Genomic DNA, 23,984 nt, shown 5'->3' on the forward strand with positions numbered 1-23,984 from the left:
ATGACAGAGTTTTCGCTCGGGATGACAGAGTTTGGGTGGGGGTCAGGATTTTGATTCGCGGAGCTTGGTGATTTCGGCCATGCGCTGGGCTAAGAGTTTTTCGCGGCCTTCTTGCGTGGGGTGGTAGTAGCGGCGGTTGGCTAGATTATCGGGGAGGCATTGCATGGCGGCTACTTTGCCTTCTACGTCGTGGGCGTACTGATAATTTTTGCCGTAGTCGAGTTCCTTCATGAACTTGGTGGGGGCGTTGCGGAGGTGGAGGGGGACGGGCTCGGCGGGGTGGGATTCTATGTCTGCGAGGACTTGGCCGTAGGCGGTGTAGACGGCGTTGGATTTTGGCGCTAGGGCCAGGTAGACGACGGCCTGGGCTAGCGCTAGTTCGCCTTCGGGTGAGCCTAGGAAGTGCATCGCGTCGCGGGCGGAGAGGCAGAGGTTGAGGGCTTCGGGGGCGGCGAGGCCTATGTCCTCGACAGCCATGCGGACGATGCGGCGGGCTACGTACATGGCGTCTTCTCCGGCGGCTAGCATGCGGCCTAGCCAGTAGAGGGCGGCATCGGCGTCGGAGTTGCGGACGGATTTGTGCAGCGCCGAAATGATGTCGTAGTGCTGCTCGCCTTTCTTGTCGTAGAGCAGGACGCGCTGCTGGAGGGCTTCGGCGGCGATGGCTGGGGTGATGATTTTTTCGCCGCGGCCTTCGGTTAGTTTCGCCGCGACTTCGAGGGCGTTGAGGGCGTTGCGGGCGTCGCCGGAGGAGTAGCTGGCGATGGTCTCGAGGGTTCCCTCTTCGGCGCTGAGGTTGAGGGCGCCGAGGCCTCGTGCGCTGTCGGTGAGAGCGCGGTTGAGGAGGGCGATGATGTCGGGCTGCTCGAGGGCGCGTAGGGTGTAGACGCGGCAGCGGGAGAGGAGTGCGGCGTTGATTTCGAAGCTGGGGTTTTCGGTGGTGGCGCCGATGAGGCGGATGCTGCCGCGCTCGACGTAGGGGAGGAAGGCGTCCTGCTGGGCCTTGTTGAAGCGATGGATTTCGTCGACGAAAAGGATGGTGCGGGAGCCGTAGGTGGCGGCCTTTTCGGCGTCGACCATGACTTGCTTGATTTCTTTTATGCCGGAGAGGACGGCGGAGAACTCGATGAAGGTCGCCGAGGTGAGGTTGGCGATGATCTTGGCGAGAGTGGTTTTGCCTACGCCGGGAGGTCCCCAGAAGATAAGGCTTGCGGCGTCATCATTTTCGATTTGAAGGCGGAGAGGTTTGCCGGGCGCTAGGAGATGGGACTGGCCGAAGAACTCGTCGAGGGTGCGGGGGCGCATGCGCTCGGCCAGTGGCGCGCGCTGCGCCGAGGGGTTGGTGGCGGGGTCGAGATTGGGGGCGAAGAGGCTCATGGGCGTAGCCCCTGTTTGCGCGCCCAGGCGCGCAGCGTGATCTGTCGCATGGATTCATACATCAGGATCGAACCAGCTACGGCAGCGTTGAGGGATTCAGAGCCGCCGCAGGGGATCTGTACCTGCTCGTCGGCCAGTGAAAGGGCAATCTCCGAGAGGCCAGAACCTTCATTACCGATCAGGATTGCGCAAGGATGCAGGAAATCGGTGTCGTAGGAGAGCGAAGCCGCATAGCCGCCGGTATCCGGGAAGTTGTAACGGTTGCCAGGGGGCGCCTGCGCGTTTGATATACGGCCGGTCAACACTCCGTGTGGTGCGGCCATGTCGGCATTGCCGGTGAAGTGGGCGACGGCTGCAAAGATTCGAACGCCGTCAGCTTTCAATTGAGCGGCAATCTCCTCCAGCGGTGCGCGCAGGACCGGTGTTCGCAGAACCGATCCGGCACCGGAACGAACGACCTTGGGATTCCATTGATTTACCGTACCCGGGGTGACCATGACGCGGGCAAAACCGAAGGCCTCCGCTGATCGCATTAACGTTCCGAGATTGCCGGGATCCTGAAGCTGTTCGAGGATGAGGGCGTTGCGTCCCATCTTCATTCGCGGCGGCAGTTCGGTGATGATCCAGGTTGCGGCAATGCCCTGTGGAGAGTGCGTGGTGACCGCACTGTCGAATACATCGCTGCTCAGGACTACCCAATGTTCACTTCGGACGGTGACGAGTTTATTGGGTAGTGTTGTTCCCTCTCGCAGGTAGATGGTCTCGAAGCTGTAGCCGGCAAGATGGGCTTCCTGGATGAGATTTTCGCCTTCGAGACCCAGCAGGTCTCCGGGCTTGTGGGCTTTGCCGGTTAGGGAGGCCCTGAGCTCCTTTACGCGGGCATTGGCGCGGCTGGTGATGGGTGGTCCGAGTCGCATCCAACCCAGTGTACGCGCAGAGTCGCCGATGATCGCGCGGGGCGGGCTTCGCCTATGGAGGCGGATGAGATAAAGTCATGGCTGGGGAAACTTACGTTGAACGCAGAAGTGCTACGCATTCATCCGGACGAACCCGAACCACACCTGATTGGACAGGTCGTCGAGTCACTGCAGCGCGGTGACGTGGTGGCGCTGCCTACCGATACGTTTTATGGATTGGCGGTGGATCCGGTGAACCTGCGCGCCGTGGAACATATCTACGAATTGAAGACGCGCGCGCGGCACAAGCCGCTGTCGCTGCTGATTGCGGATGTGGCGCAGGCCTATGATCTGGCACGGTCCATCGACAGCACGTTCGACAAGCTGGCGGAGAGGTTTTGGCCGGGACCGTTGACCATCGTCGTGAAGGCTGGGAGCAAGCTGCCGCTGCGCGTTACTGCTAACACGGGCAATGTGGCGCTGCGGGTACCTGAGGCGCAGATTTGCAGGGCCGTGGTGGGCGCGCTGGGGCTGCCGATTACGGCGACGTCGGCGAACCTGAGCGGGCAGCCGGAGTGTACCTATGCCGCGCTGGTGCGAGAACAGTTTGGGGAGAAGATTCCGCTGATTGTGGATGGCGGGCCAACGGCGCGGTCGGTGGCGACGACGATTGTGGATTTAAGTGGCGGCGGCAACTCGTGGATGATTTTGCGCGAGGGAGCGATTCCTACGCACGAGATTGCGCTCGCGCTGCAGCATTAGCGCTCGGCTACAAGCTTCGAGCGAAGAGTTTGCATCAGCGGGCTGGTTTCTGCACGCGGGCTGGATTCTTCACAAGCGATGGCGGCATACTTAGAGCTGGTTCCGAAAACTCATGGCTACAGCACCGACGACAGCGAAAGTTCGCAAGCCGAGGAGCGTCCACTGGATGCGCTGGCTGGTTGCCGTTCTGTTGCTGTTGATCCTGGGATGGTTTGGGTGGGTGTACCGGCAGATTGAGGCTACGGCGGACATCGACAACGCGCAGCCGGCAGACGCGATCGCGGTGTTTGGCGCGGCGGAGTATGCGGGAAGGCCTTCGCCGGTGCTGCACGCGCGGCTGGATAAGGCGGTGTCGTTGTATGACAAGGGGATGGCGCCGGTGATTGTGACGCTGGGCGGCGGTTCGGATAAAGATTCGGGCAAGACCGAGGCGGGCGTGGGGCGGGATTACCTGCTGGCGAACGGTGTGCCGTTTGACAAGATTATTGCCGAGACGAAGTCGTTCGACACGGAAGAACAGGTGAACAGCCTGGCATATATTGCAGGGCGGGAGAACTTCCACCACATCATCGTGGTGAGCGATGGGACGCACCTGTTTCGGATTGCGTTGCTGTGCAGGCGCGCGGGGCTGGATGTTTATACGTCGCCACGAGCGGCGCTGGGGCGGATTGATGATATCGACCGGGTTAAGCGAATGATGCACGAGGTGCTGAGCTACACGGCGCTGCGGATGGATCTGCGCGCGAGCCGGATGCATCTGTGGCTCGAAGGACATCCAGCTGACGATTAACCGGGCTTGCGTGCGATGACGACGCGCAAGGGTGGAAAGGTTGTGAGCCAGTTGGCCCAGCGGAGATCCACGTTGAAACCGAGCTTGCGAAACTCGGCCGCGTACTCGCCGGTGCGCTTGTAGTCCGAGATCAGCGCGATGCCGCCGGGCTTGAGGACACGTGCGATCTGATGGAGGGCCTGGAGGCGCGTGGGCCGGTCATAAATATTGTGCAGGCAAAGGTTGGAGACGATGACATCGAAGCTGGCGTCGGCGAAGGGCATGGCCTGGGCTCCGGCGCTGACGAGGGTGCAGCGAGATTCGATGCCTTCGAGCTTGAGGTTGTGCAGGGTTGCGGCTTCGGAGTTGCTGCCCATGTCGACGTTCGACCAGATGTCGAGGCCTGTGGCGTGGCCCGGTCCATCGAGTGCCGCGATGCGCTTTGCGGCTCCGGCGAGCAGCAGACCGCGGCCGCAGCCTACGTCGAGCACCTGCTCATCGCCGCGCCAGGGGTGCAGCGAGAGCATGAAATCGCGGTGGCGGAACTTGCCGAATTTTACGTAGAGCAAGAAGAGTGCGGCTTCTACGAGAAGGAAGCCACCTGTCCAGGCTAAGGTCTGATGCAGCGTGAAGTCGACATGGCCCAGGTGCCAGACGCGCGGCGTGGCAATGGCGAGCAGCACACAAAGCGCGCCAATGACGAAGAGGTTACGCAGTACGTTGGGAGCGTCGACGCCGTAATCAGGCTTCACGGAAGAAGCGGTTGCCATGAGTTCCCTTTCGAGCGACGTTCGATGCTACGAACGTTGCTGCTACGAGTGTCGGGCAGTTCAATTCATGGAGCCAGTGTTATTTGTCAGGCGGCGACGTGACAGATGTCATGCGATGTCGTCGTCGGTGATGGGAGCGGGGACGCCGCCTTCCCTGCGCATGCGTAAATAGCCGCGGATGAAGGGCTCAAGCGCGCCGTCGAGGACCTTGTCGACGTCGCCGACTTCGACGCGGGTGCGGAGATCTTTGGCCATGCGGTAGGGCTGCAGGACGTAACTGCGAATCTGCGAGCCGAACTTGATGTCGAGCTTGGAGTCTTCGAGCTTGCGGCTAATGGCCTTCTTCTTGTCGAGCTCGTACTCGTAGAGCTTGGAGCGCATCATCTTCATGGCGCGGTCCTTGTTCTTGTGCTGCGAGCGCTCGTTCTGGCAGCCGGTGACGAGGCCGGTGGGAAGATGCGTGATGCGCACGGCGGAGTCGGTGGTGTTGACGTGCTGGCCACCCTTGCCGCCGGAGCGATACGTGTCGATGCGGAGGTCTTCGGGCTTGATGTCGATGACGATGGTGTCGTCGATTTCGGGCGAGACGAAGACGCTGGCGAAGCTGGTGTGGCGGCGCTTGGCGGAGTCGAAGGGGGAGATTCGTACGAGGCGATGAACGCCGGTTTCGCCCGAGAGAAGGCCGAACGCGAAGTCACCGGTGATGGTGAAGGTGGCGGACTTGATGCCAGCCTCGTCACCATCCTGGATCTCGTTGATTTCGACCTTGAAGCGCTGGCGCTCGGCCCAGCGGATATACATGCGCATGAGCATCTCGGCCCAGTCCTGGCTTTCGGTGCCGCCAGCGCCGGGGTGCACGGTGACGATGGCGTTGAGAGGGTCGGTCTCGCCGGAGAGCATGGTCTTGGATTCGAGCGCGTCGGCGAATTCGACGAGCGCGGGGATTTCGCGGGCGATGTCGGGTTCGGTGTTTTCGCCTTCGCGAGCGAGCTCGAAGTAGGCTTCGATGTCGTCGGAGCGGCGAGCCAGTTCGGCGTCGTCGGCGAGGAGGGTTTCGAGGCGCTTGCGCTCGCGCATGAGGGGCTGCGACTTGGCGGCGTCGGCCCAGACGGATGGGTCGGAGATTTGCTGCTCGACCGCGGCTAATTCAGACTTGAGGCGGGAGGAGTCAAAGATACTCCCGCAGCTCGCGCACTTTTTCACGAACCGGGGAGTAGGTAAATTCGAGATCACTCAACATGAATTTAGTTTACTTGGGATTGTGCTGTGGGTGTTTTGCGGGTGAAGCCGAGGAGTAGAAAGAGCGAGGTCACGAGGGCGCAGAGCCAGGCGAACCAGTCGCCGTAGCGGCTGTAGAACGTGAGGTCGGTTTCGTAGCCGAAGGGGACTTGAACGGAGGTGCGGATGTGGCGCGGGATGGTGGCGGTGATGCGGCCTTGGGGATCGATGGCGGCAGTGATGCCGGTGTTGGTGGCGCGGAGGACCCAGCGGTGATTTTCGATGGCGCGCATGCGTGCCATGTCGAGGTGTTCCCAGGGGGCGCTGGTGTCGCCATACCAGCCGTCGTCGGAGATATTGACTAAGACTTGTGCGCCGTTGAGGGCGAAGTGGCGTAACTCGTCTCCGAAGATGGATTCGTAACAGATAAATACACCGTATTTTTTATCGCCAACGGAAAATACGGAGCGGTGGGTGCCGGGAATAAAGAGTAGGTCGTCCAATAGGTCACCTACAAAGAAGAAGAGCGGCTTGTAGGGTGTGTATTCGCCGAAGGGGACGAGGTGCATCTTGTCGTAACGGCCGGCGTAGGTGCCATCGGGTTGAAAAAAGCTGGCGGAATTATAGAGCTTGGGGTGGTTGCCATCGTAGGAAGCCACGGTGACATCGTTGACGATGACAGCGGCGTTGGCCTGGCGGGCGAGGTCGCTGATGGATTGCCGCAAGAGTGGGTCGGTGTCGATGAAGTCGGCAGGGGCTTCGGGCCAAATGATGATTTCGGAGGGCTTGTGGGCGGGGTGGAGTTCGTTGGACGGATGCAGGCTAAGTTGCGAGAAGGCGGCTAGCATGTCTTGCTTGGTTTCTTTGTTGCCGACGGCCTCAGCACCTACGCCTAGATTTTCCTGGAGGAGGGTGGCGACGGCCTCGGTTCCCTCAAGAAAGGCGCGGGGTTGATGCGCTACTGCGACGGTTGCGATGGCGACGAGGAGGGCTGCGAGGACGGGGGGTAGGTACTTCAGGCGCGTGGTTGCTGGACGGATGAGCCAGAGGGCGTTGACTGCGGCGATGACGAAGGAGATTCCCATGACGCCGGTCCAGGGCGCTAGTCGAGTGAGGGTGAGGTTATTGACTTGCGTGTAACCGAGCAGGTCCCAGGGAAAGCCGGTGATGCGGGCTCGAGCTAACTCGACGGCCACCCATAGGAACGGAACGGCAAGCAGAACGAGGTTGCGGGAATATTTCGCATGCAGCGCGGCGACGAGGGTTCCGAAGAGCGCGGGATAAAGACCTAAGTAGAGCGAAAAAAGAATCAGGATGCCAAAGGATGGAATGGAGGGAATATTTCCATAGAGATGCATTGTGCGGTAGATCCAATAACAATTTCCCGCATACCAGAGCACCCCGGAAAAATAGGCGAGAAGCGCTGCATTGCGCACGCGCAATGGTTTGCCTTCGCGATTGAGAGCTAGCAACGCAGATAGAAGTGGGACCAGGCAGAACCAGCAAAATATTCTGCGCCAGAGAGGCAAAGGGCCAGCGATAGAAAACGGAAGGACCTGCAGGATTGCGGATAAAAGAGCTAAAGCCCATAGCCGCAGCGGAATCGATCGCATCGCTACGAGTCTAGCATCGTGATCTCGCCGCGTTGGTTGTCGCGGGCAATAGCCGCGAGAGGAATTCATCTTTATTTCGCATAGGGTTCGAAGGTATCGGGAGAAGCATGCGAAGAAGATAGATTCGATTTATTTGCCGGACACGAAACGCACCTATAGAATTCTCTATGTTGCGGACATATCCTGAGTATTTCCGAGATCTGCAGCGATGGAAAGGAAGTAACCGATGGACGTTCGTAAGATAGTTGCAGAGATTGATGCAAAGATTGCGTCGCTTCAAAAGGCACGCGCGGTGCTGATGGATCTGGATGATAGCGCCGTGGTGGCGAAGCCGCAGCGTGGACGGCCCAAGGGAAGCACCAATGCAGCGAAGGCAGCGGCAGTGAATACCGCAAAGCCTAAGGCTCGTAAGCGCAACCTGAGCCCTGAAGGGCGCAAGCGAATTGCAGACGCGATGAAGCGTCGGTGGGCCGAGCGGCGCAAAGCGGTGAAGAAGGAAGCGGCGCCTAAGAAAGAAGCGCCGGCGAAGAAGTAGCCTTGGGTTCATCGAGTTTGGAGAAAAGAAAAAGGAGCTAGAATCTAGCTCCTTTTTCTCGTTCGCTGGATGGATGCTTTAGCGCACGGCTATGACTTCGCGGACATTATCCTTGCCGAGAAAGAATCGCGTGCTGGTGTAGCCTTCTAGGAAATTTTCTATCTGGCGTGGCTGATAGACCTTGCGAACGGGAAACGACCCACTATCGAGTGCGATCAGTTCGTCGGCGTCAGTCAGCTGAAAACGGGCGAAGGCAGTCTCGGGACCTTCGAGACGTCCGTGGAAGAAGGCCAGGATCATGCCATCGGGGCGAAGCACTTTGCGCAGGCGGTCGAAGAGCGCAGGCACGAACTCGGGTGGAAGAAAGTTCGCCGTATCCCAAAGAAGAATGACGTCGAAGTCACGCCCGGAGAAGTCGAGGTTGGCGGCGATGAATCCCTCGGTGTCGAAGACGGGGTCGGCGTCGGGAGAGTCGGCTGGCGGCTTGATCCACTCGGGGCGGGTCGCATCCTGAACGATGTTGGCCATATAGACGCTATGGCCGCGGGAGGTGAGGTAGTTGATATTCGAGGGTGAAGTGGTACCGAAGTCGAGAACACGGAGCGAGGAAGTCTTGTCGAGATAATTGCGCACCTCGATCCACCCGCGGGAATGACGAGGTGGCCGCACGGAGGGGTGAGCGGAAGAACCGTGCCCTTTCTTCAGAAAGTCAAACATTGCTAAGATCTCCGGCGCAGGGACGCCTCAGGCATTCCCACCGTGTGTTGGGCTGGGCGGGAAGGGTTCGGCAGCGCGGGTGGGATCAACACCGCCGCGCAGGGTGGCTCCGTCTTCGATGGACAGGCTCTTTGCGCAAACATCACCCAGAACGACAGCGCCGTCGCGTAGTTCGACACGGCCGGTAGCGCGGACTTCGCCTTCCACCTTGCCGGCAATGGCGACATCCTGGGCCGAGATGGTGGCCTTGACGCGGCCATCGGGGCGCACGGTGAGCTTGGCGCCAGTGAGCCGGATGGTCCCGTCGACTTCGCCATCGATGATCAGATCAGTAGAGCCCGAAATCTCACCGCGAAATTTGGTTTCGCGGCCAATGACAGTTGCACCTTCGGTTGGAATCATTTGATAAAGGCCTCTCCGCGGCCGAGGGAGCGTGGTTGTGTCGCATCCCGGGTAATAAGCCCGACTATAAACCAAGCAGGGCGCGAGCACACAACTGACGGGGGAGATGAATCTTGCGTCTAACGCCAAAGTGAGGCAGAATCTTGGCTTGGGGCACCCCTTTTGATGGCTCGACCAATGGTTAGTTTGAGGCTCCGCGTTGCGTGGGCGACCGGTGTTTGCGTGCTTGCCGGTGCGGCGGCGGCGAGCGCGCAGACTCCCGCGCAGGTGGAACCGCCGACGATGATGTCAGCCACGGAACTGCCGGCGGGCACGCCGCTATCCTGGGCCCAGGATGCGATCCGCAATGAGATCAAGGTGATTGAGTCGTCGGACAAGCTGCCACTGCGCTATCGACAGCGCAGGGTGGGGGCGAAGGGCGATCTGACGCGCGAGATTATTGCGAGTCGCGACGGGAACGTGGGGCGACTGGTGGAGCGGGACGGCCAGCCGATTACTGCGGCGGAGGACGCGGACGAACGTGAGCGTTTGAATGACCTGATTTCATCGCCGGATGATTTCTACCGGCATCACCGCAAAGATCTGGAGACGCGGGAGTCGGTGATCAAGGTGGTGGGGCTGATGCCGGAGGCGATGCTTTACAGCTATGCGCCGGGCCAGCCGCAGCTCAAGGGTTCACAGGGTGAGGTGGTGCTTGATTTCCGTCCGAATCCGAGCTTTCATCCGCCGACGATGTTTGCTGAATGCCTCACGGGTTTGGAAGGCCGCGTGTGGATTGACCCACGAACTCGTACGCTGTCGCGGATTGAAGCGCGTGTGCTGCGGCCTGTGAACATGGGCTTTGGAATTTTGGCGAAGATCTATCCGGGCGGAACGCTGGCCTTGGATCAGGTAAATGTAGGCGACGACCACTGGGTGTATTCGCACCTGGACGAGCACGTGACGGCGCGGGTGTTGATGGTGAAGAATTATCCGGAGAACACGGTGATCACGTCGTGGGACTTCCGTCCGATGCCGTCGCTGCTCTCGTACCAGGACGGCATACGGATGCTGCTCGCGATGCCGGTGGCTACGAAGTAGTTAGCTCGCGATGGGCTGGCCGCGGTGGAGGGTGCGGCTGCGGACGGTGAGGCGCCCAATGCGATCGGGGCGCACGGTGAATCCATTGCCGGGCGTGGTGGGAACGGTGATGGTGCCAGTGGGGCTGACGGTGACTTCGGGCTCGATGATGTCCTGAGACCAATAGCGTTTGGACGCGGAGACGTCGCCGGGCAGCGAGAAGTTCGGCAGCGACGAGAGAGCAATGTTGTGGGCGCGGCCGATGCCGGTCTCGAGCATACCGCCGCACCAGACGGGGATGCCGAACTCCTGGGCGATGTCGTGGATGGCGAGGGCTTCGGTGAAGCCGCCGACGCGACCTACCTTGATGTTGATGATCTTGCCGCTGCCGAGCTCGAGGGCTGCGTGTGCGTCGCGGCGGTTGCGAATGCACTCGTCGAGACAGATGCGGGTGTTGATGCGGCGCTGGAGTTGAGCGTGGAAGTAGAAATCGTCGTACCAGAGCGGCTGCTCGATCATGAGGAGATTGAACTGATCCCAGCTGGCGATGTGGCCGGCGTCGTCGAGGCGGTAGGCGGAGTTGGCGTCGCAGCTGAGCAGGATGTTCGGCCAGCGCTCGCGGACCATGGCGAAGATCTCTGAATCCCAACCGGGTTTGCACTTTAGCTTGATGCGCTGGTAGCCGGCGGCGACTTCCTTTGCGACGGCGTCCATCAGCTGCTCGGGCGTGGGCTGGATGCCGATGGAGACGCCGCAGGGGATGATGTCGCGGGTGCCCCCGAGGAGCTTTGCGAGGGGGATTCCCTGCTGCTGGGCGTCGAGATCCCAGACGGCGTTTTCGAGCGCGGCCTTGGCCATGCGGTGGCCGCGAACCTGCTCGAAGAGTGCGGGACAGTCGCGACCGGAGGCGATTTCGGCGTTGAGGAGGCGCGGTGCTAGCTCGTGTTCGGTGATGAGCCAGGCGGTGTCGACTTGCTCGTCGGAGAAGTATGGGTGCTCGCCGGCGACGCACTCGCCCCAGGCGGAGAGGCCGTCGGCTTCGATCTCGACGAGCAGGATGCGGCGCCCGGTGGTGACGCCGAAGCTGGTCTCGAAGGGGTGGGCGAGCGGCATCTGGATTTCGCGAAGGTGGATGGCTTCGATCTTCATGAGAGGCTCCGGGGTTTTCAGTTCTTAGTTGTCAGTTCTTAGTTGTCAGTTCTCAGTTTCTAGGTTCTTTGGTGGCTAGTAGGCAAAGGTTTCGTCCCAGCGGCCTAGTTGGAATTGGCCGTCGCCGCGGTCGTTGCGCTGGTAGCCGAGGACGGAGAGGCCGTTGGCGAAGGCGGATTCGAGGGCTTGGGCGTTGCGGGCCTGAAGGTCGCGCGCGGCGGCGCGAGCAGTGGTGTCAGCGGGGGGCGAGGCCTTCCAGGTGTAGATCTCGGAGGGGACGTCGACGCGCTCTACGATGTCGAAGGGTTGGGGCTCACTGCTGAGGGCTCGGGCTACACGGTTGGAGCGCAGCCACCACTCGGCATAGACCCGATCTGTCGGGAGGCCACCCTGCAGCGGCGAGCTGGAGGGACCATAGAAGTTGCGCTGGTATCGGCGAACGATGGCGCCGAGTTTGGCGATGTTAATGTAGGCGTTTTTGATCTCGGTCGGATCGAAGGTCCACTCCATGAGGTCGAAGCCGCGGGCGAGTGCGTCGTCGCGCTGGGCTAGCTTGAGGGCTCGCGCGATGCCCTGATTGCGAACCTCGGGGATGACTCCAACCATGTGCGAATGCAGGTACGCGTGGCCGTTGCGGAAGGCGGGGAGAGCCATGGCGAAGCCGACAGCGGTGGGGCTTTCGCCGAGGAACGCGCCCATGACCTGTCCGCCGATGCGCGAGGCTAGCAGGAACATGCGGCGCGGAATCATGTCGGCGGGATCGTAGCCCCAGACCGCTTCTTCGAGGGCGACGCACTGGTCGAACTGCTCGAGTGAGGTGAAGGACTGGATGCGGATGGGCGCGGAATTTGGGGCTTCGTTCAATCGGTGGTCTCCGCTGGTGGTGCTTCAGATTTGGCTTGCGACCAGAGGCGCTCGAGCTGGTCGGGGGACAGAGCTTTGAGCTGATCGGCGCCCCCACTTGCGCGCTCCATGGAGGCGAAGCGGGCGCGGAATTTGGCGTTGCTGCGGCGCAGTGCAGACTCGGCGTCGACGTTGAGATGGCGCGCGAGGTTCATGGTGGTGAAGAGTAGGTCGCCGAACTCGGCTTCGATCTTGTCGGTGTCAGCTCGGGCGATCTCGGCGTGGAGCTCGGCGGTTTCTTCGGCGAGCTTATCGAAGAGGCCGTCGGCATTGGGCCAATCGAAACCAACCTTCGCGGCGCGGGAGCCTAGCTTGGAGGCTTCGAGGGTCGCGGGCATGGAGCGGGGGATGTCGTCGAGCAGTGAAGTAGCGGCGGGCTTGAATTTTTTCTCTTCGACTTTGATCTGCTCCCAGTTGCGGAGGACTGCGTCGGAGTCCGTGGCGACGGTGCTGGCGAAGATGTGGGGATGGCGGCGAACTAGCTTGGCGCTGAGGTTTTCAGCGACGTCGCGGAGGTCGAAGTAGCCGGCCTCGGCGGCCATTTGCGCGTAAAAGAGGACTTGCAGGAGGAGGTCGCCTAGCTCGTCCTTCAGGTCGGGCCAGGCGCGGCGCTCGATGGCGTCGAAGACCTCGTAAGTCTCTTCGAGGGTGTGGCGCTTGATGGTGTCGAAGGTCTGCTCGCGGTCCCAGGGGCAGCCGCCGGGCGCACGCAGGCGGGCCATGATGGCGGCGGCGCGCTGGAGGGCCTCGGCAGCCGGCGCCTGGGCCTCTTCCCCTTCGATTTTGTGGATGGAATCCATGCACATAAGCTTACCCGAGTCGTGCGGGCGGGGATCAACAGCGAGGATGGCGCGGACGCTCTAAACTGGAAGATGCGGATGGATCTCTCAGAAAAAATCCGGACATTGCCGACCGGCGCGGGTTGCTACCTCTACAAGAATGCAGAGGGCGAGGTGATCTACGTCGGAAAGGCGAAGAACCTGCGCGCTCGGGTCAGATCATACTTTCTGGCCGCGAACCAGCTGGCCAACGCGAAGACGGGATCGTTGATGCGCGAGGCCGTGGACCTGGAATACATTACTGTGGCCAACGAGCGCGAGGCGCTGGCGCTGGAAAATAATCTAATCAAGCAGCGCAAGCCGCGATTCAACATTCTACTGCGCGACGACAAGACCTATCCGTACATCAAGCTGACGCTGGGGGATAAGCATCCAAAGGTGTTTGTGACGCGGCGGCTGCGCAAGGATGGCAGCGCTTATTTCGGGCCTTATTTTCCGGGAAATCTCGCGTGGCGGCTGGTCGATGTGATTCATCGCAGCTTTCTGATTCCGAGCTGCAAGGTGGACTTGAATCGCTATCATCCGCGGGCTTGTTTGCAGTACTACATCAAGCGCTGCCTGGGGCCTTGCGTCGAGGGATTCGTTTCGACTGAGGACTACGCGCAGGCGATTCGGGATGTGCAGTTATTTCTTGAGGGCAAGCCGAGTGAGTTGGAGGCTCGGCTGACTGAGCGCATGGAGCGGGCCGCGGAGAATATGCAGTTTGAGCTGGCGGCAAAGCTGCGGGACCAGCTGATTACGATCAGCCAGGCGCAGGATCGGCAGCGGATTGCCGGGACCGACGATGAGGACGCCGACGTGTTTGGCTTCCACTACGAGAACGACATGCTGGCGGTCAATCTTTTTCATATGCGCGGTGGAAAGATCGTTGATCGGCGCGAGATGTTCTGGGAAGAGTTGCCGGACTTTCGGGCGATGGAGTTTTCCGCGCCGGAGTTGTCGCCTGCAGAGGAGGCGGAAGTTGAGCCGTCGCTGGAGCCGGATCCGCGTGTGGTCGCGCCGCAGATTGATGAGGCCAGCCCAGAGTCGGAGCAGGTTTCGGTGCTGGAGCCGATGGATGAGGTGCAGCCGCCTGTGTTCTCCGCGGCGACGTTTTTCTCTGCCCTGCTGAAGCAGCTGTATCTCGACCAGTCGTATGTGCCGAAACATATTTATGTGCCGGTAGATTTTGCGGATCGGGCGCTGCTCGCGGATGCACTGCGGGAGAAGATTGGGCACAAGATTGAGATTGCGGCACCGCAGCGTGGCGAACGGCGGTCGTTGGTGGATTTGGTTTGTCAGAATGCAAAGCAGTCTTACGACCAGCGGTTCCGCGTGCTGAAGCCGAGCATTCAGAAGATGCAGGAAGCACTGCAGGATGTGTTAATGCTGGCGGAGCCGCCGGAGCGGATTGAGTGCTTCGACATCTCGCATATCCAGGGCGCGGACACGGTGGCGTCGATGGTGGTGTGGGAAAAGGGCGCGATGAAGAAATCGGATTATCGCAAGTTCCAGGTGAAGACGGTGACGGGCGTGGATGACTTTGCGTCGATGCGCGAGATCATTCATCGGCGTTATCTGCGGCTGCAGGAGGACAACAAGCCGATGCCTTCGCTGGTGCTGATCGACGGGGGGATTGGGCAGCTGCATGCTGCTGCGGCGGCGCTGGAGGAGATTGGGCTGATGACGCAGCCGCTGGCTTCGATTGCGAAGCGCGAGGAAATTATTTATGTGCATGGGCAGGAGGATGAGCCGGTTGTGCTCGACCGACGTTCGCCCGTGCTCCATGTGATCCAGAAGATTCGCGATGAGAGTCACCGGTTCGCCGTGACGTATCACCGCAAGCGGCGGCAGATGCGTGATCGGACGAGCGAGCTGGATGAGATTCCGGGAGTGGGCGCTATCACGCGGCAGCGGCTGCTGGAACACTTTGGCAGCGTGCGCGCGTTGAAGCAGACGGCGGAGAAGAATCCTGATGCGCTGACGGCGGTGGTGAATAAGGCGACGGCGGAGAAGATTCGCAAGTTCTTTGCCGAGCAGGATGGGCCGGATTCGCAGGATGATCTGGTCAGGATTACGGTAGCGTAGCTGGAAATTTCGTGCGTGGCAGGAACTTTCCTGTTTTCGGGCGCGTACTCTTAGCGATAACCATGACTACTGCTACCGCACATACCACTGTCATTCGACCTGCGGACTTAACCCTGCGCGATACGCTGCGCCTGGCTGCGATCTTTGCTGCAGCGAAACTCTTGCTGCAGTTTGCGCTGACGCTCTGGACGCTGCATCTTGGCTACGGTTACTTCCGCGACGAGTTCTACTACATTGCGTGCGGGCGACACCTGGCGTGGGGCTACGTGGATCACGGACCGATTGTGGCGCTGCAGGCTCGGCTTGGTGAGTTGCTGTTTGGTGATTCGGTGTTCGGGATTCGAGTGCTGTCGGCAGCCGCGGGTTCGGCGATGGTGTTTCTGACTGGTGTGATTGCCTGGGCGCTGGGTGGGCGGCGGCCAGCACAGGCACTGGCGATGTTTGGCGTGATCGTCTGCCCGCAGTACATCGGCGTGCACGGGTTTCTCTCGATGAACTCGTTCGAGCCGATGTTCTGGATGACCTGCGTGCTTGCGGTCATTCTGATGCTGCGCGGATTTTCGTTGAGGACGTGGTGGGTGGTGTTCGGTGTTGCGGCGGGTGTGGGACTTCTCAACAAGCCGTCGATGACCTTCTTCTTGGTGACGCTTGGATTGGGATTGTTGCTGACGAAGCAGCGGTGGGTGCTGTTCTCGCGATGGACCTTGGTGGCGATTGCACTGATAGGTGCGATTGTCTCGCCGCATGTGCTTTGGCAGATTCACAATCATTGGCCCACGCTGGAGTTTCTCCACAATGGCCAGGTGCGTCACAAGAATATTGTGCTGGGACCGGTGCAGTTTTTTCTGGCGCAGTTTGCGACCATGCAACCGGTGAATGCGCTGATCTGGATTGCGGGCGTGGTGTCGCTGCTGCGTGCGAAGTCGATACGCGATGGGCGCTGGTTGGGGCTGACGTATGTTTTGTTTTATGCGCTGATGTTCGCGATGCACGCGAAGGATTACTACCTTGCGGGGATCTATCCGGCCATGTTTGCCGCTGGTGGGATCGCGTGGGAGCGGCGGTTTGCGGGGTTGCGCTCGGTAAAGGAAAACCGGGTAATTGGGTTTCCTGTGTTCGAGACCGTGTTGCTGGTAACAAGCCTGATCATTCTGCCGATGGCCTCTCCGGTGCTGCGACCGGACGCGTGGGTGCGGTATACGACGGCGCTGCATCTGCATGGCGACAAGATGGAGACTTTCGCGACGGGGCCGCTGCCGCAGTTTTATGCGGACCGTTTTGGCTGGCAGCAGGAGGTTGATATTGTGGCGAGGACGTATCGGTCGCTGACGCCTGAGCAACAGCAGCATGTATGCATCTTCGCAAACAACTATGGTGAGGCCGGGGCGATTGATTTTCTGGGGCAGCGCGAGGGTTTGAATCTGCCGCCGGCTCTGAGTGGACAGAATAATTACTGGCTTTGGGGCACACATGGGTGTGATACGAATGTCGTGATTGCGGTGATCGAGGATACTCCGCAAGAAGTTGCGCAGAAGTATGAGTCGGTTGAGGTCGTGGGTCGAATGGACGAACCGTATGCAATGCCGTTTGAGCATAAGAACATCTATCTCTTGCGCTCGCGAAAGCCGTCGTCGCACTTTGATTGGGCTGATGAGCGGTTTTACTTCTAGGCGGCGACGGCGAAAGCGGTGAGGCTCTGATAGTCTCCCTGCAATGGCCTCCGGGGTTGCACAGGGACGATCGCACGAGGAACTGCCGCGCGTATTGACGGCGACGAACGCGCTGGCGATTGTGGTGGGCATCATTATTGGGTCGGGAATCTTCCTGGTTCCGCGCGAGATGATGGCCGCGGTGGGCAGCTCGCGGATGGTCTACGCGGTGTGGATTACCGGCGGACTGCTTTCGCTGTTTGGTGCGATGAGTTATGCGGAGGTCGCCGCGATGCGGCCGCGGGTGGGCGGCGAATATGCGTTCTTACATGATGCCTACGGTCCGCTGACAGCGTTTCTTTATACGTGGACGTGGACGATGATTGCGAAGCCGGCTTCGATCGCGACGATCGCTGCGGGACTGATGCGGGTGTTGGGAACGTTTCCGGTGTTCGCGTTTCTGGATCGGGCCGCGGTGGGGCACCTGATGTGGAGCCAAGTGATGGCGATTGCTGCGACGTGGCTGATTACCGGGTTGAATATCGTAAGTACGCGGGATTCGGCACAGGTGCAGACACTGCTCACGTGGCTGAAGGTGGTGATGATCGTGGTCATCGCGGGGCTTTGTTTTGCGAGTGTGAAGTATGGCGACTGGCACAACTTTGGTTCGGAGTTTCGTGGCGCGCGGGGAGGGTTTGCGGGGTTCATGATCGCGCTGATTGCCGCGCTGTGGGCCTATGACGGCTGGTCGGATGTGTCGCAGATGGCGGGCGAGGTGCAGAAGCCGCAACGTTCGTTGCCGGTGGCGCTGATTGGCGGCGTGACGATTGTGGGTGCGCTGTACATGTTGACGAACGCGGCGATTCAGTACGTTCTGCCCTCGGCTGCGATTGCTGCGACTGACCGGCCGGCTACCGATGCGTTGCAATTAGTGGCGGGAAATCTTGGGGCGGGATTGGTGGCTGTGGGGATGGCGGTGAGCATCTGCGCAACGTTTGTGGGTAGCTCGCTTTCAGGGGCGAGGGTGCCATTCGCGGCGGCTCGCGACCGACTGTTTCCGTCGGTGCTGGGGCAGATCCATCCACGCTTCAAGACGCCATGGGTGAGCCTGCTGCTGCAGGCGGTGCTCAGTTCCCTGCTGCTGTTGGCGATTGGAAAATTTCAAGCGCTGTTCTCGCTGGCGATCTTTTCGGAATGGTTTTTCTACGCGCTCACGGCGGCGACGGTGTTTGTGTTTCGGGCGCGCGAGCCGGATGCGATCCGGCGTTATCGTGTGACCGGATATCCTGTAGTTCCGGCACTGTTTATTCTGGCGGCGCTGGTGCTGCTGGTGTTCAGCTTCATGGACCGGCCGCGCGAATCGACTGCGGGGGCGCTGGTGATTTTGTGCGGCGTGCCGGTGCATTATCTTTTTCAACGGAGTAAGGCTCCGGGCGATAAGGCTTCTGATTATGTCTTCAAATAAAAAACCGAAGCTGGGACAGAATTTCTTGGTGGACGAGAACGCCTGTTTGCATATCGCCGAGGCGCTTGGAGATGCGAGCGCGCGGACTGTGGTCGAGATCGGGCCTGGGCATGGGGCGATCACGGAGTTGCTTGCGGCGCGTTGCCGGCGGTTGCACTGCATTGAGTTTGATCCAGCGCTGGCGCGGGAGTTGGCGTTCCGGTTTCGCAACGATGACCACGTCACCGTTCACCACGCGGATATTCTGGCGACGGATTTGAAGACAATGCTGGGAGAAGAGGCATCGCTGGACGTGGTGGGAAATCTGCCTTACTACATTACGTCGGATATTTTGCTGCACCTGTTTGGCGCGGCGCGTGAAGGCGTGGTGGGGCGTGCCGTGGTGATGATGCAGCGCGAGGTGGCGGAGAGAATTGCTGCGGGGCCGGGGTCGAGCGAGTACGGGGCGCTGTCGGCGGTGACGCAGATGCACGCGCGGGTGACAAACCTGTTTACGCTGCCGCCGAGCGCGTTTTCGCCGCCGCCGGATGTGTTCTCGACTGTGTTGCGGATGGAGTTTGCGCCACGCTTTGCCGAGCTTGGGGTTGAGTTCGAGGGCTTCAACCGGTTTCTGCGGGCGAGCTTTGCGCAGAAGCGGAAGACGCTGGCGAATAATCTGCGGGCGGCAGGATATTCTCCTGCGGAGCTAACGGCCGCGTGGCCAGAGACGATTGCGCTGCAGGCGCGGTCGGAGGCGGTGTCGCTGGAGGCAATGGCGGGGCTGTATCGAGCGCTGGAAGCGGCCAGGGCGACCGAAGCCCGCTAGCGGCGCATGTGCTCCGCGGTTTGCGCGTGGTGGATGTGGCAGATGGCGATGGCGAGGGCGTCGGCGGCGTCGGCGGGCTTGGGCGCCTCCTCGAGGTCGAGCAGGCGCGCGACCATGAACTGCACCTGCTCCTTGGCGGCGAGGCCATAGCCTACGACGGAGCTTTTGATGGTGAGTGGAGCATATTCGGCAACGAGCAGGCCACAGTTGGCGGCGGCCAGCATGGCGACGCCGCGGACCTGGCCGAGCTTGAGCGCGCTCTTGGCGTTGGCCGAGAAGAAGACTTCTTCGATGGCGACTACCTCAGGCTGCCAGAGTTGGAGTAGGGCGGAGAGTTCGACGTAGACCTGGAGCAGGCGGACGGGGGCGCGGTCCTTCTTGTTCAGGCGAACGGCGCCGGCGCAGAGGGGACGGAGCTTTGGGATACGCGCGGTGTCGTCGACCTCCACCACACCGTAGCCGGTGAACTCCGTTCCGCAGTCGATGCCGAAGACCCGCATGCACACCAGTTTACAGCGTAGAAAGCTTCTCATGACGGCCAGGGCGCGGTGTGGCATCTAACTCGCAAGCTGCTCAGAATATAGAGGCAGGCAATAATGAGATTCGCAACATGACGGCGCGACCGATACAATCGACGCGACGCAGCAAGTAGACAGCGCACGAAGTTTTCCAAAGGCCAAAGACCTCTCTTGAACGTTTTGCGACATATTGCTACTGCCGGCCTGCTCGTCCTGATGACGACGATGGGGCGCGCGCAGGTTGCAGAGCCGGCCGCCGCGCCGCCGGCTCAGAAGTCAGCACCATCACGACCGGCTACAGCGCCATCGAAACCTGCCGCGACACCTGTGCGGCATGCCGCACCGAGTTCCCCGTCCGTTCCGGCGCCCATTCCGATCAACCGCACCGTGATCGTGCTCGATCCGGCGCATGGGGGCGTCGACAGCGGGTCGCAGATCAGCGATACGACGGTGGAGAAGAATGTGACGCTGGCGCTGGCGTTCCGGTTGCGATCGCTACTGACGGCCCGCGGTTTTACCGTGGTCATGACGCGAGAGGCGGACGCGCCGGCGGTTCCAAATGCAGCGGGCTCCGCGATGACGCTGGATGATCGCGCGGGGATCGCGAACCACGCGCATGCGGCGGCATGCCTTGTACTCCACGCAACGCCAAGCGGGAGCGGGGTGCATCTCTACCGGTCGGAGCTGGGGGCGAGCGAGGGCCAGCCTACGGTGGTTCCATGGCTGACCGCGCAGGCGGCGTGGATCCCGCAGAGCCAATTGCTGGCGAATCAGATGGCCGCCGCGTTTTCGCGTTCCGGATTGGCGCTGATCGCGAGCAACGCGTCGGTGCGTCCGATCGATTCGCTGACCTGCCCGGCGCTGGTGGTGGAGCTTGCGCCTTCGGGAGACGACGCCGACAGCATCAATGACACGGACTATCAGCAGCGGGTAGCGCTGACGATTGCCGGGGAGTTGGTGTCCTGGCAGAACCAGGTGCAGCCGCCGGCGCGGCTCGCAGCGGCACCAAGCGCAACCGTTGTACAGGCGACGCCGAGCGACGCTGCGGGGGCACAGCCATGATCCAACGCCATCAACGAATCGTGTTCTGGTGCCTGGTCGTGTGCATTGTGGGCATGGGCGTGCTGCTGGCCGTGGAGCGGCAGCGCGGGCGCCAGCGGATTGCGGCACTCGCTGACGACGATCAGACGCCCCTTGACGCGCCAACCGCGATGGCCGAGACCGTAACGCTGGATCTTGCGAATGATGGGGACGGATCGATCGCGCCGGCCTCACGCCAGATAGCCCTGCCAGAGGATCCCAATGCACGGGCGCGGGCGTTGATCGATCACCTGATCGCGGAGTACGCGCTGCCCGGCTCGGCGCATGCTCTGCCACCGGGCGCGGCGGTCGCGGAAGTGTTCCTGGTACCTTTGCCGTTGGTGGGGTATACGACCGATTCCACGTCGTCGGCGACGAAGGATGGCGGGTTCCGAGCGACCGTACCGGTGGCCCAGAGCGATCCCGATCCGGTGCAGGCGAAGCAGCCGGGCGGAGAACTCGCCGTGATCGATCTGCATAGTACGTTTGTGAATCAGCATCCGTCCGGCGTGGAGGTGGAATCGCTGACGCTGCGCTCAATCCTGGGAACGCTGCATGCCAATCTTCCGCAGATTGAGCAGGTGCGCTTCCTGGTGGACGGGCAGGCTCGCGAGACGCTGGCGGGGCATGCAGACCTGCTGCGGACCTACCCTGCCGTCGATACGACCTCCAGCGGAAGTGCTGCAAGTCAAGGACGATCGAACTGAATGAACCCTGCTGGCGGAAAACAAAATGTTGCGCAGACGACGGCGAATCCAGGTCCGATGGTTGGGGTGTTCGACTCCGGTTTTGGCGGGCTGACGGTGTTGCGCGCGCTGCTGTCGAAGATCCCGTCGGCGAATTACCTCTACCTGGGCGACACGGCGCGGCTGCCCTACGGGGCGAAGTCGCAGGCGACGATTGCGCGCTACGCGGTGGAGAGTGCGCGCTTTCTGGAGCAGCGTGGCTGCGAGTACCTGGTGATCGCCTGCAACACGGCGACGGCGCTAGCGCTCGAAGATATTCGCCGCGCGGTGAGCGTGCCGGTGCTGGGTGTGATTGAGCCTGGAGCCCATGCTGCGAAGAGGGCCGTCGGCGCGGGTGCCGAGGTGCTGGTGCTGGCTACGGCGGCGACCGTGCAATCGCATGCCTACCATGCGGCATGTGAGGCTGTCGGATTGCGGGCGATTGAGGTGGCGTGCCCGCTGCTGGTGCCGTTGGTGGAAGAGGGCTGGACCGATCATGAGGTCACGCGCGAGGTGCTGCGCATCTACTTGTCGGAAGCGTTGGCGAAGTGCAAGCCAGAGGCCGTGCTGCTGGGCTGCACGCATTATCCACTGATCGCGGGAGCCATTGAAACGACGCTGCGGGAGCTGGGATCAGATGCGGTGGTGATTGATTCGGCCGAGGCGACGGCGGAGGCTGCGGCTGCGGCGCTCGACGTGGCTGCCGGGAGGAATTCACCGGAAACCTCTCTCAGTTTTGAATGCTATGCCACGGATTCGGTGGAGAAATTTCAACGACTTGGCAGCTTGTTTCTCCACCAACCGATTGCGCACGTGCATCATCTCGACCTGGGCGGATAGACTGGTTGGAACGATGCACTATCTTCTGAAATCTGAACCCGACAAGTACTCCTTTGACGACCTGCTGCGTGATGGCGAAACGAAGTGGGATGGAATCAAAAACCCGCAGGCGCTGATCACGCTGCGCAACATGAAGCCCGGGGAGCAGTGTGTGATCTACCACTCCAACGTTGGTAAAGCCGCCGTTGGGACAGCGAAGGTTATCTCGGTGACGACCGATCCCGACGACCCCAAGACGCCCATCGTGCGGTTGAAGGCGGGTAAGCGTCTGAAGCGCGAAAAGCCGCTGACCGAAATTCGCCATGCCGGGGTGTTTCTGGGCTCGATATTGTTCCGCCAGTTTCGCTTATCGGTCGTGCCGCTGTCTGAGGAGCAATTCGACTGGCTGGTTCACGGCTGAGAGGGCTCTGCACAGCCAGAGTTCACCTCAAACTGCTATTCTTAGCGTCGGTTGATTTGATTTACCAGCACGGCAGGAGTTTTCAGCATGATCGATATGAAGGGCAAAGTGGCTGTGGTGTTTGGCCTCGCCAACAAGCGCAGCATCGCGTATGCCATCGCAGAAAAGCTGTCCGAGGCGGGGGCCACCCTGGTGCTGTGCTACCAGAGCGAGAGGTTGCGTGAAGAGTCGGAGGAGCTGATTGAAGCTCTTGGACAGAAGGGCACGGCGCGCGCGATTCAGTGCGACGTCTCGGTCGACGAGCAGATTGATGCTGCCTTTGCGCAGATCGCCGAAGCGTTTCCGGTCATCCACACGGTGGTACATTCGGTGGCCTTCGCTCCGCAGGACGCTCTGAAGAACGATTTCCTGATGACCAAGCGCGAAGAGTTCCGCATTGCGCATGATGTCAGCGTTTATTCCCTGATTGCGATCGCGCGCGCGGCCGCTCCGCTGATGACTGAGGGTGGATCGATCATGACGTTGACTTACTACGGCAGCACCAAGGTTTTTCCGAACTACAACGTGATGGGCGTAGCGAAGGCGGCGCTCGAGGCCACGGTGCGATACCTTGCGGCGTCGCTGGGTTCTAAGGGGATTCGCGTGAATGCGATCTCGGCTGGGCCCATCAAGACGCTTGCCGCCCGCGGGGTTAGCGACTTTGCGACCATCCTGGACGCTGTCACAGCGCGCGCCCCACTGCATCGGAATATCGAGCAGCAGGAGGTTGGCAAGGTGGCGCTGTTCCTGGCCAGCGACCTCGCCAGCGGCATGACCGGCGGCGTGACGTTCGTGGATTGCGGGTTCAGCATCACCGGAATTTAATGCATGGATTCAAAGGAGCTCAGAGGTGACCACCGCTGAATTATTGCTCGAAGACTTTGATGTTGAGATCTCTAACACCCGCCGCACGCTGGAGCGTGTGCCCGACGACAAGCCGGACTGGGTGCCGCACGATAAGTCGATGAAGCTGGGCAAGCTGGCCATGCACTGCGCAACTATGCCGTTGTTTGGCTATTACATTCTCGAAGACGAGGGCATGGACATGGCGAACTCCAAGCGCCCGCATGCGCCCCTGGTATTCGAGTCGCGCGAGCTTTGCCTTGAGCGCCTGGATGAGTCTGCGGCCAAATGTCGCGCCGCGGTGGCCGCCGCCAGCGATGAAGACCTGGCGAAGCTTTGGCCCTTCTCCTTTGGTGAGCACATGATCTCCAATGTCTCGCGCTCCAAGACCTACCGGCTGATGTTCTTCAATCACCTGATCCATCACACGGCACAGCTGGGCGTGTATCTGCGGCTCAACGAGATTCCCGTGCCTGCGCTGTATGGGCCGTCGGCGGACGAGCAGTGGGCGCCGAAGTAATGCGTAATCGCTGACCTTCGCGGC

The 23,984-nt window shown here is 60.9% G+C and carries 25 protein-coding genes; 14 read left to right on the plus strand and 11 right to left on the minus strand.

Annotated elements, in window-relative coordinates:
- Positions 1-42 precede the first annotated feature (42 nt).
- Entirely contained in the window at positions 43-1,377 is a 1,335-nt protein-coding gene (locus GSQ80_RS01070) for a replication-associated recombination protein A (protein ID WP_158785668.1), read from the minus strand.
- The gene (locus tag GSQ80_RS01075; protein ID WP_158785669.1) at positions 1,374-2,294 is read right to left on the minus strand and encodes an RNA methyltransferase; all 921 of its coding nucleotides are present in this window, start codon (positions 2,292-2,294) and stop codon (positions 1,374-1,376) included. The genes GSQ80_RS01070 and GSQ80_RS01075 overlap by 4 nt, the downstream gene beginning before the upstream one ends.
- Positions 2,295-2,390: 96 nt before the next feature.
- On the opposite strand from GSQ80_RS01075, the gene GSQ80_RS01080 reads away from it, so the two are divergent.
- Together GSQ80_RS01080 and GSQ80_RS01085 are read left to right on the plus strand one after the other, a co-directional pair.
- On the plus strand, positions 2,391-3,035 hold the full coding sequence (locus tag GSQ80_RS01080; protein WP_158785670.1) for an L-threonylcarbamoyladenylate synthase: 645 nt from the start codon (positions 2,391-2,393) through the stop codon (positions 3,033-3,035).
- A gap of 112 nt (positions 3,036-3,147) precedes the next feature.
- Entirely contained in the window at positions 3,148-3,825 is a 678-nt protein-coding gene (locus GSQ80_RS01085) for a YdcF family protein (protein WP_158785671.1), read from the plus strand.
- On the opposite strand, the gene GSQ80_RS01090 is transcribed toward GSQ80_RS01085, so the two are convergent.
- From GSQ80_RS01090 to lnt, 3 genes are all read right to left on the minus strand, one after another.
- Positions 3,822-4,574: a class I SAM-dependent methyltransferase gene (locus GSQ80_RS01090; protein WP_158785672.1), complete on the minus strand. Its 753-nt coding sequence runs from the start codon at positions 4,572-4,574 to the stop codon at positions 3,822-3,824. The genes GSQ80_RS01085 and GSQ80_RS01090 overlap by 4 nt on opposite strands.
- A gap of 108 nt (positions 4,575-4,682) precedes the next feature.
- Positions 4,683-5,814 (minus strand): peptide chain release factor 2 gene (gene prfB / locus GSQ80_RS01095; RefSeq protein WP_158785673.1). Its coding sequence is split into 2 segments (ribosomal slippage): positions 4,683-5,744 and positions 5,746-5,814, totalling 1,131 coding nucleotides; the frame shifts between segments, so codons are not numbered across the junction.
- Positions 5,815-5,818: 4 nt separating this feature from the next.
- Positions 5,819-7,405, minus strand: a complete 1,587-nt coding sequence (gene lnt / locus GSQ80_RS01100) for an apolipoprotein N-acyltransferase (protein WP_371315669.1) — start codon at positions 7,403-7,405, stop codon at positions 5,819-5,821.
- Positions 7,406-7,631: 226 nt separating this feature from the next.
- Here lnt and GSQ80_RS01105 point away from each other — a divergent pair, with 226 nt between their 5' ends.
- Positions 7,632-7,940, plus strand: a complete 309-nt coding sequence (locus GSQ80_RS01105; RefSeq protein WP_158785675.1) for a hypothetical protein — start codon at positions 7,632-7,634, stop codon at positions 7,938-7,940.
- 78 nt (positions 7,941-8,018) lie between these two features.
- Here GSQ80_RS01105 and GSQ80_RS01110 read toward each other — a convergent pair whose 3' ends face one another.
- Complete coding sequence (locus tag GSQ80_RS01110) at positions 8,019-8,657, minus strand: class I SAM-dependent methyltransferase (RefSeq protein ID WP_216850076.1); 639 nt, start codon at positions 8,655-8,657, stop codon at positions 8,019-8,021.
- Between the two features lie 27 nt (positions 8,658-8,684).
- Positions 8,685-9,059: a polymer-forming cytoskeletal protein gene (locus tag GSQ80_RS01115; RefSeq protein WP_158785676.1), complete on the minus strand. Its 375-nt coding sequence runs from the start codon at positions 9,057-9,059 to the stop codon at positions 8,685-8,687.
- Between the two features lie 177 nt (positions 9,060-9,236).
- On the opposite strand from GSQ80_RS01115, the gene GSQ80_RS01120 reads away from it, so the two are divergent.
- Positions 9,237-10,139 carry a hypothetical protein gene (locus GSQ80_RS01120; RefSeq protein ID WP_158785677.1) on the plus strand — a complete coding sequence of 301 codons (903 nt, stop codon included), beginning with the start codon at positions 9,237-9,239 and terminating at the stop codon, positions 10,137-10,139.
- On the opposite strand, the gene menC is transcribed toward GSQ80_RS01120, so the two are convergent.
- The 3 genes from menC to mazG all read right to left on the minus strand — a co-directional run bounded on the left by menC (position 10,140) and on the right by mazG (position 12,970).
- Positions 10,140-11,267: an o-succinylbenzoate synthase gene (gene menC, locus GSQ80_RS01125; protein WP_158785678.1), complete on the minus strand. Its 1,128-nt coding sequence runs from the start codon at positions 11,265-11,267 to the stop codon at positions 10,140-10,142. It abuts the gene before it with no gap.
- Between the two features lie 75 nt (positions 11,268-11,342).
- Positions 11,343-12,131, minus strand: coding sequence for a GNAT family N-acetyltransferase (locus GSQ80_RS01130; protein WP_158785679.1), 789 nt, complete (start codon positions 12,129-12,131; stop codon positions 11,343-11,345).
- Positions 12,128-12,970, minus strand: a complete 843-nt coding sequence (mazG, locus tag GSQ80_RS01135) for a nucleoside triphosphate pyrophosphohydrolase (protein ID WP_158785680.1) — start codon at positions 12,968-12,970, stop codon at positions 12,128-12,130. Before mazG ends, GSQ80_RS01130 begins: the two co-directional genes overlap by 4 nt.
- Before the next feature lie 78 nt (positions 12,971-13,048).
- Here mazG and uvrC point away from each other — a divergent pair, with 78 nt between their 5' ends.
- The 4 genes from uvrC to rsmA all read left to right on the plus strand — a co-directional run bounded on the left by uvrC (position 13,049) and on the right by rsmA (position 18,995).
- Positions 13,049-15,076: an excinuclease ABC subunit UvrC gene (uvrC, locus tag GSQ80_RS01140; RefSeq protein ID WP_158785681.1), complete on the plus strand. Its 2,028-nt coding sequence runs from the start codon at positions 13,049-13,051 to the stop codon at positions 15,074-15,076.
- Positions 15,077-15,138: 62 nt separating this feature from the next.
- Positions 15,139-16,746, plus strand: a complete 1,608-nt coding sequence (locus GSQ80_RS01145) for a glycosyltransferase family 39 protein (protein ID WP_158785682.1) — start codon at positions 15,139-15,141, stop codon at positions 16,744-16,746.
- 43 nt (positions 16,747-16,789) lie between these two features.
- On the plus strand, positions 16,790-18,190 hold the full coding sequence (locus tag GSQ80_RS01150) for an APC family permease (protein WP_158785683.1): 1,401 nt from the start codon (positions 16,790-16,792) through the stop codon (positions 18,188-18,190).
- Positions 18,177-18,995 (plus strand): 16S rRNA (adenine(1518)-N(6)/adenine(1519)-N(6))-dimethyltransferase RsmA, encoded by an 819-nt coding sequence (gene rsmA, locus GSQ80_RS01155; RefSeq protein ID WP_158785684.1) that lies wholly within the window; start codon positions 18,177-18,179, stop codon positions 18,993-18,995. Before GSQ80_RS01150 ends, rsmA begins: the two co-directional genes overlap by 14 nt.
- Here the strand turns inward: rsmA and ruvC are convergent.
- Positions 18,992-19,495 (minus strand): crossover junction endodeoxyribonuclease RuvC, encoded by a 504-nt coding sequence (ruvC, locus tag GSQ80_RS01160; protein WP_158786192.1) that lies wholly within the window; start codon positions 19,493-19,495, stop codon positions 18,992-18,994. The two genes, rsmA and ruvC, sit on opposite strands and share 4 nt — an antisense overlap.
- Positions 19,496-19,684: 189 nt before the next feature.
- Here ruvC and GSQ80_RS01165 point away from each other — a divergent pair, with 189 nt between their 5' ends.
- The 6 genes from GSQ80_RS01165 to GSQ80_RS01190 all read left to right on the plus strand — a co-directional run bounded on the left by GSQ80_RS01165 (position 19,685) and on the right by GSQ80_RS01190 (position 23,960).
- On the plus strand, positions 19,685-20,575 hold the full coding sequence (locus GSQ80_RS01165) for an N-acetylmuramoyl-L-alanine amidase (protein WP_158785685.1): 891 nt from the start codon (positions 19,685-19,687) through the stop codon (positions 20,573-20,575).
- Positions 20,572-21,300 (plus strand): GerMN domain-containing protein, encoded by a 729-nt coding sequence (locus tag GSQ80_RS01170; RefSeq protein ID WP_158785686.1) that lies wholly within the window; start codon positions 20,572-20,574, stop codon positions 21,298-21,300. Before GSQ80_RS01165 ends, GSQ80_RS01170 begins: the two co-directional genes overlap by 4 nt.
- The gene (murI, locus tag GSQ80_RS01175; protein WP_158785687.1) at positions 21,301-22,158 is read left to right on the plus strand and encodes a glutamate racemase; all 858 of its coding nucleotides are present in this window, start codon (positions 21,301-21,303) and stop codon (positions 22,156-22,158) included.
- A gap of 13 nt (positions 22,159-22,171) precedes the next feature.
- On the plus strand, positions 22,172-22,558 hold the full coding sequence (locus GSQ80_RS01180; RefSeq protein ID WP_158785688.1) for an EVE domain-containing protein: 387 nt from the start codon (positions 22,172-22,174) through the stop codon (positions 22,556-22,558).
- 87 nt (positions 22,559-22,645) lie between these two features.
- Positions 22,646-23,422, plus strand: coding sequence for an enoyl-ACP reductase (locus tag GSQ80_RS01185; protein WP_158785689.1), 777 nt, complete (start codon positions 22,646-22,648; stop codon positions 23,420-23,422).
- A 25-nt stretch (positions 23,423-23,447) separates the two neighbouring features.
- Positions 23,448-23,960 carry a DinB family protein gene (locus GSQ80_RS01190; protein WP_158785690.1) on the plus strand — a complete coding sequence of 171 codons (513 nt, stop codon included), beginning with the start codon at positions 23,448-23,450 and terminating at the stop codon, positions 23,958-23,960.
- Positions 23,961-23,984: the final 24 nt, after the last annotated feature.

The organism is Granulicella sp. L46, assembly GCF_009765785.1.
Taxonomy (GTDB): domain Bacteria; phylum Acidobacteriota; class Terriglobia; order Terriglobales; family Acidobacteriaceae; genus Granulicella.

Coding starts and splice junctions, on each gene's coding strand:
- GSQ80_RS01070 (WP_158785668.1), bottom strand. CDS start 1,377: ATGAGCCTCTTCGCCCCCAATCTCGACCCCGCCACCAACCCCTCGGCG.
- GSQ80_RS01075 (WP_158785669.1), bottom strand. CDS start 2,294: ATGCGACTCGGACCACCCATCACCAGCCGCGCCAATGCCCGCGTAAAG.
- GSQ80_RS01085 (WP_158785671.1), top strand. CDS start 3,148: ATGGCTACAGCACCGACGACAGCGAAAGTTCGCAAGCCGAGGAGCGTC.
- GSQ80_RS01090 (WP_158785672.1), bottom strand. CDS start 4,574: ATGGCAACCGCTTCTTCCGTGAAGCCTGATTACGGCGTCGACGCTCCC.
- lnt (WP_371315669.1), bottom strand. CDS start 7,405: ATGCGATCGATTCCGCTGCGGCTATGGGCTTTAGCTCTTTTATCCGCA.
- GSQ80_RS01105 (WP_158785675.1), top strand. CDS start 7,632: ATGGACGTTCGTAAGATAGTTGCAGAGATTGATGCAAAGATTGCGTCG.
- GSQ80_RS01110 (WP_216850076.1), bottom strand. CDS start 8,657: ATGTTTGACTTTCTGAAGAAAGGGCACGGTTCTTCCGCTCACCCCTCC.
- GSQ80_RS01115 (WP_158785676.1), bottom strand. CDS start 9,059: ATGATTCCAACCGAAGGTGCAACTGTCATTGGCCGCGAAACCAAATTT.
- GSQ80_RS01120 (WP_158785677.1), top strand. CDS start 9,237: ATGGTTAGTTTGAGGCTCCGCGTTGCGTGGGCGACCGGTGTTTGCGTG.
- menC (WP_158785678.1), bottom strand. CDS start 11,267: ATGAAGATCGAAGCCATCCACCTTCGCGAAATCCAGATGCCGCTCGCC.
- mazG (WP_158785680.1), bottom strand. CDS start 12,970: ATGGATTCCATCCACAAAATCGAAGGGGAAGAGGCCCAGGCGCCGGCT.
- uvrC (WP_158785681.1), top strand. CDS start 13,049: ATGGATCTCTCAGAAAAAATCCGGACATTGCCGACCGGCGCGGGTTGC.
- GSQ80_RS01145 (WP_158785682.1), top strand. CDS start 15,139: ATGACTACTGCTACCGCACATACCACTGTCATTCGACCTGCGGACTTA.
- GSQ80_RS01150 (WP_158785683.1), top strand. CDS start 16,790: ATGGCCTCCGGGGTTGCACAGGGACGATCGCACGAGGAACTGCCGCGC.
- rsmA (WP_158785684.1), top strand. CDS start 18,177: ATGTCTTCAAATAAAAAACCGAAGCTGGGACAGAATTTCTTGGTGGAC.
- ruvC (WP_158786192.1), bottom strand. CDS start 19,495: ATGCGGGTCTTCGGCATCGACTGCGGAACGGAGTTCACCGGCTACGGT.
- GSQ80_RS01170 (WP_158785686.1), top strand. CDS start 20,572: ATGATCCAACGCCATCAACGAATCGTGTTCTGGTGCCTGGTCGTGTGC.
- murI (WP_158785687.1), top strand. CDS start 21,301: ATGAACCCTGCTGGCGGAAAACAAAATGTTGCGCAGACGACGGCGAAT.
- GSQ80_RS01180 (WP_158785688.1), top strand. CDS start 22,172: ATGCACTATCTTCTGAAATCTGAACCCGACAAGTACTCCTTTGACGAC.
- GSQ80_RS01185 (WP_158785689.1), top strand. CDS start 22,646: ATGATCGATATGAAGGGCAAAGTGGCTGTGGTGTTTGGCCTCGCCAAC.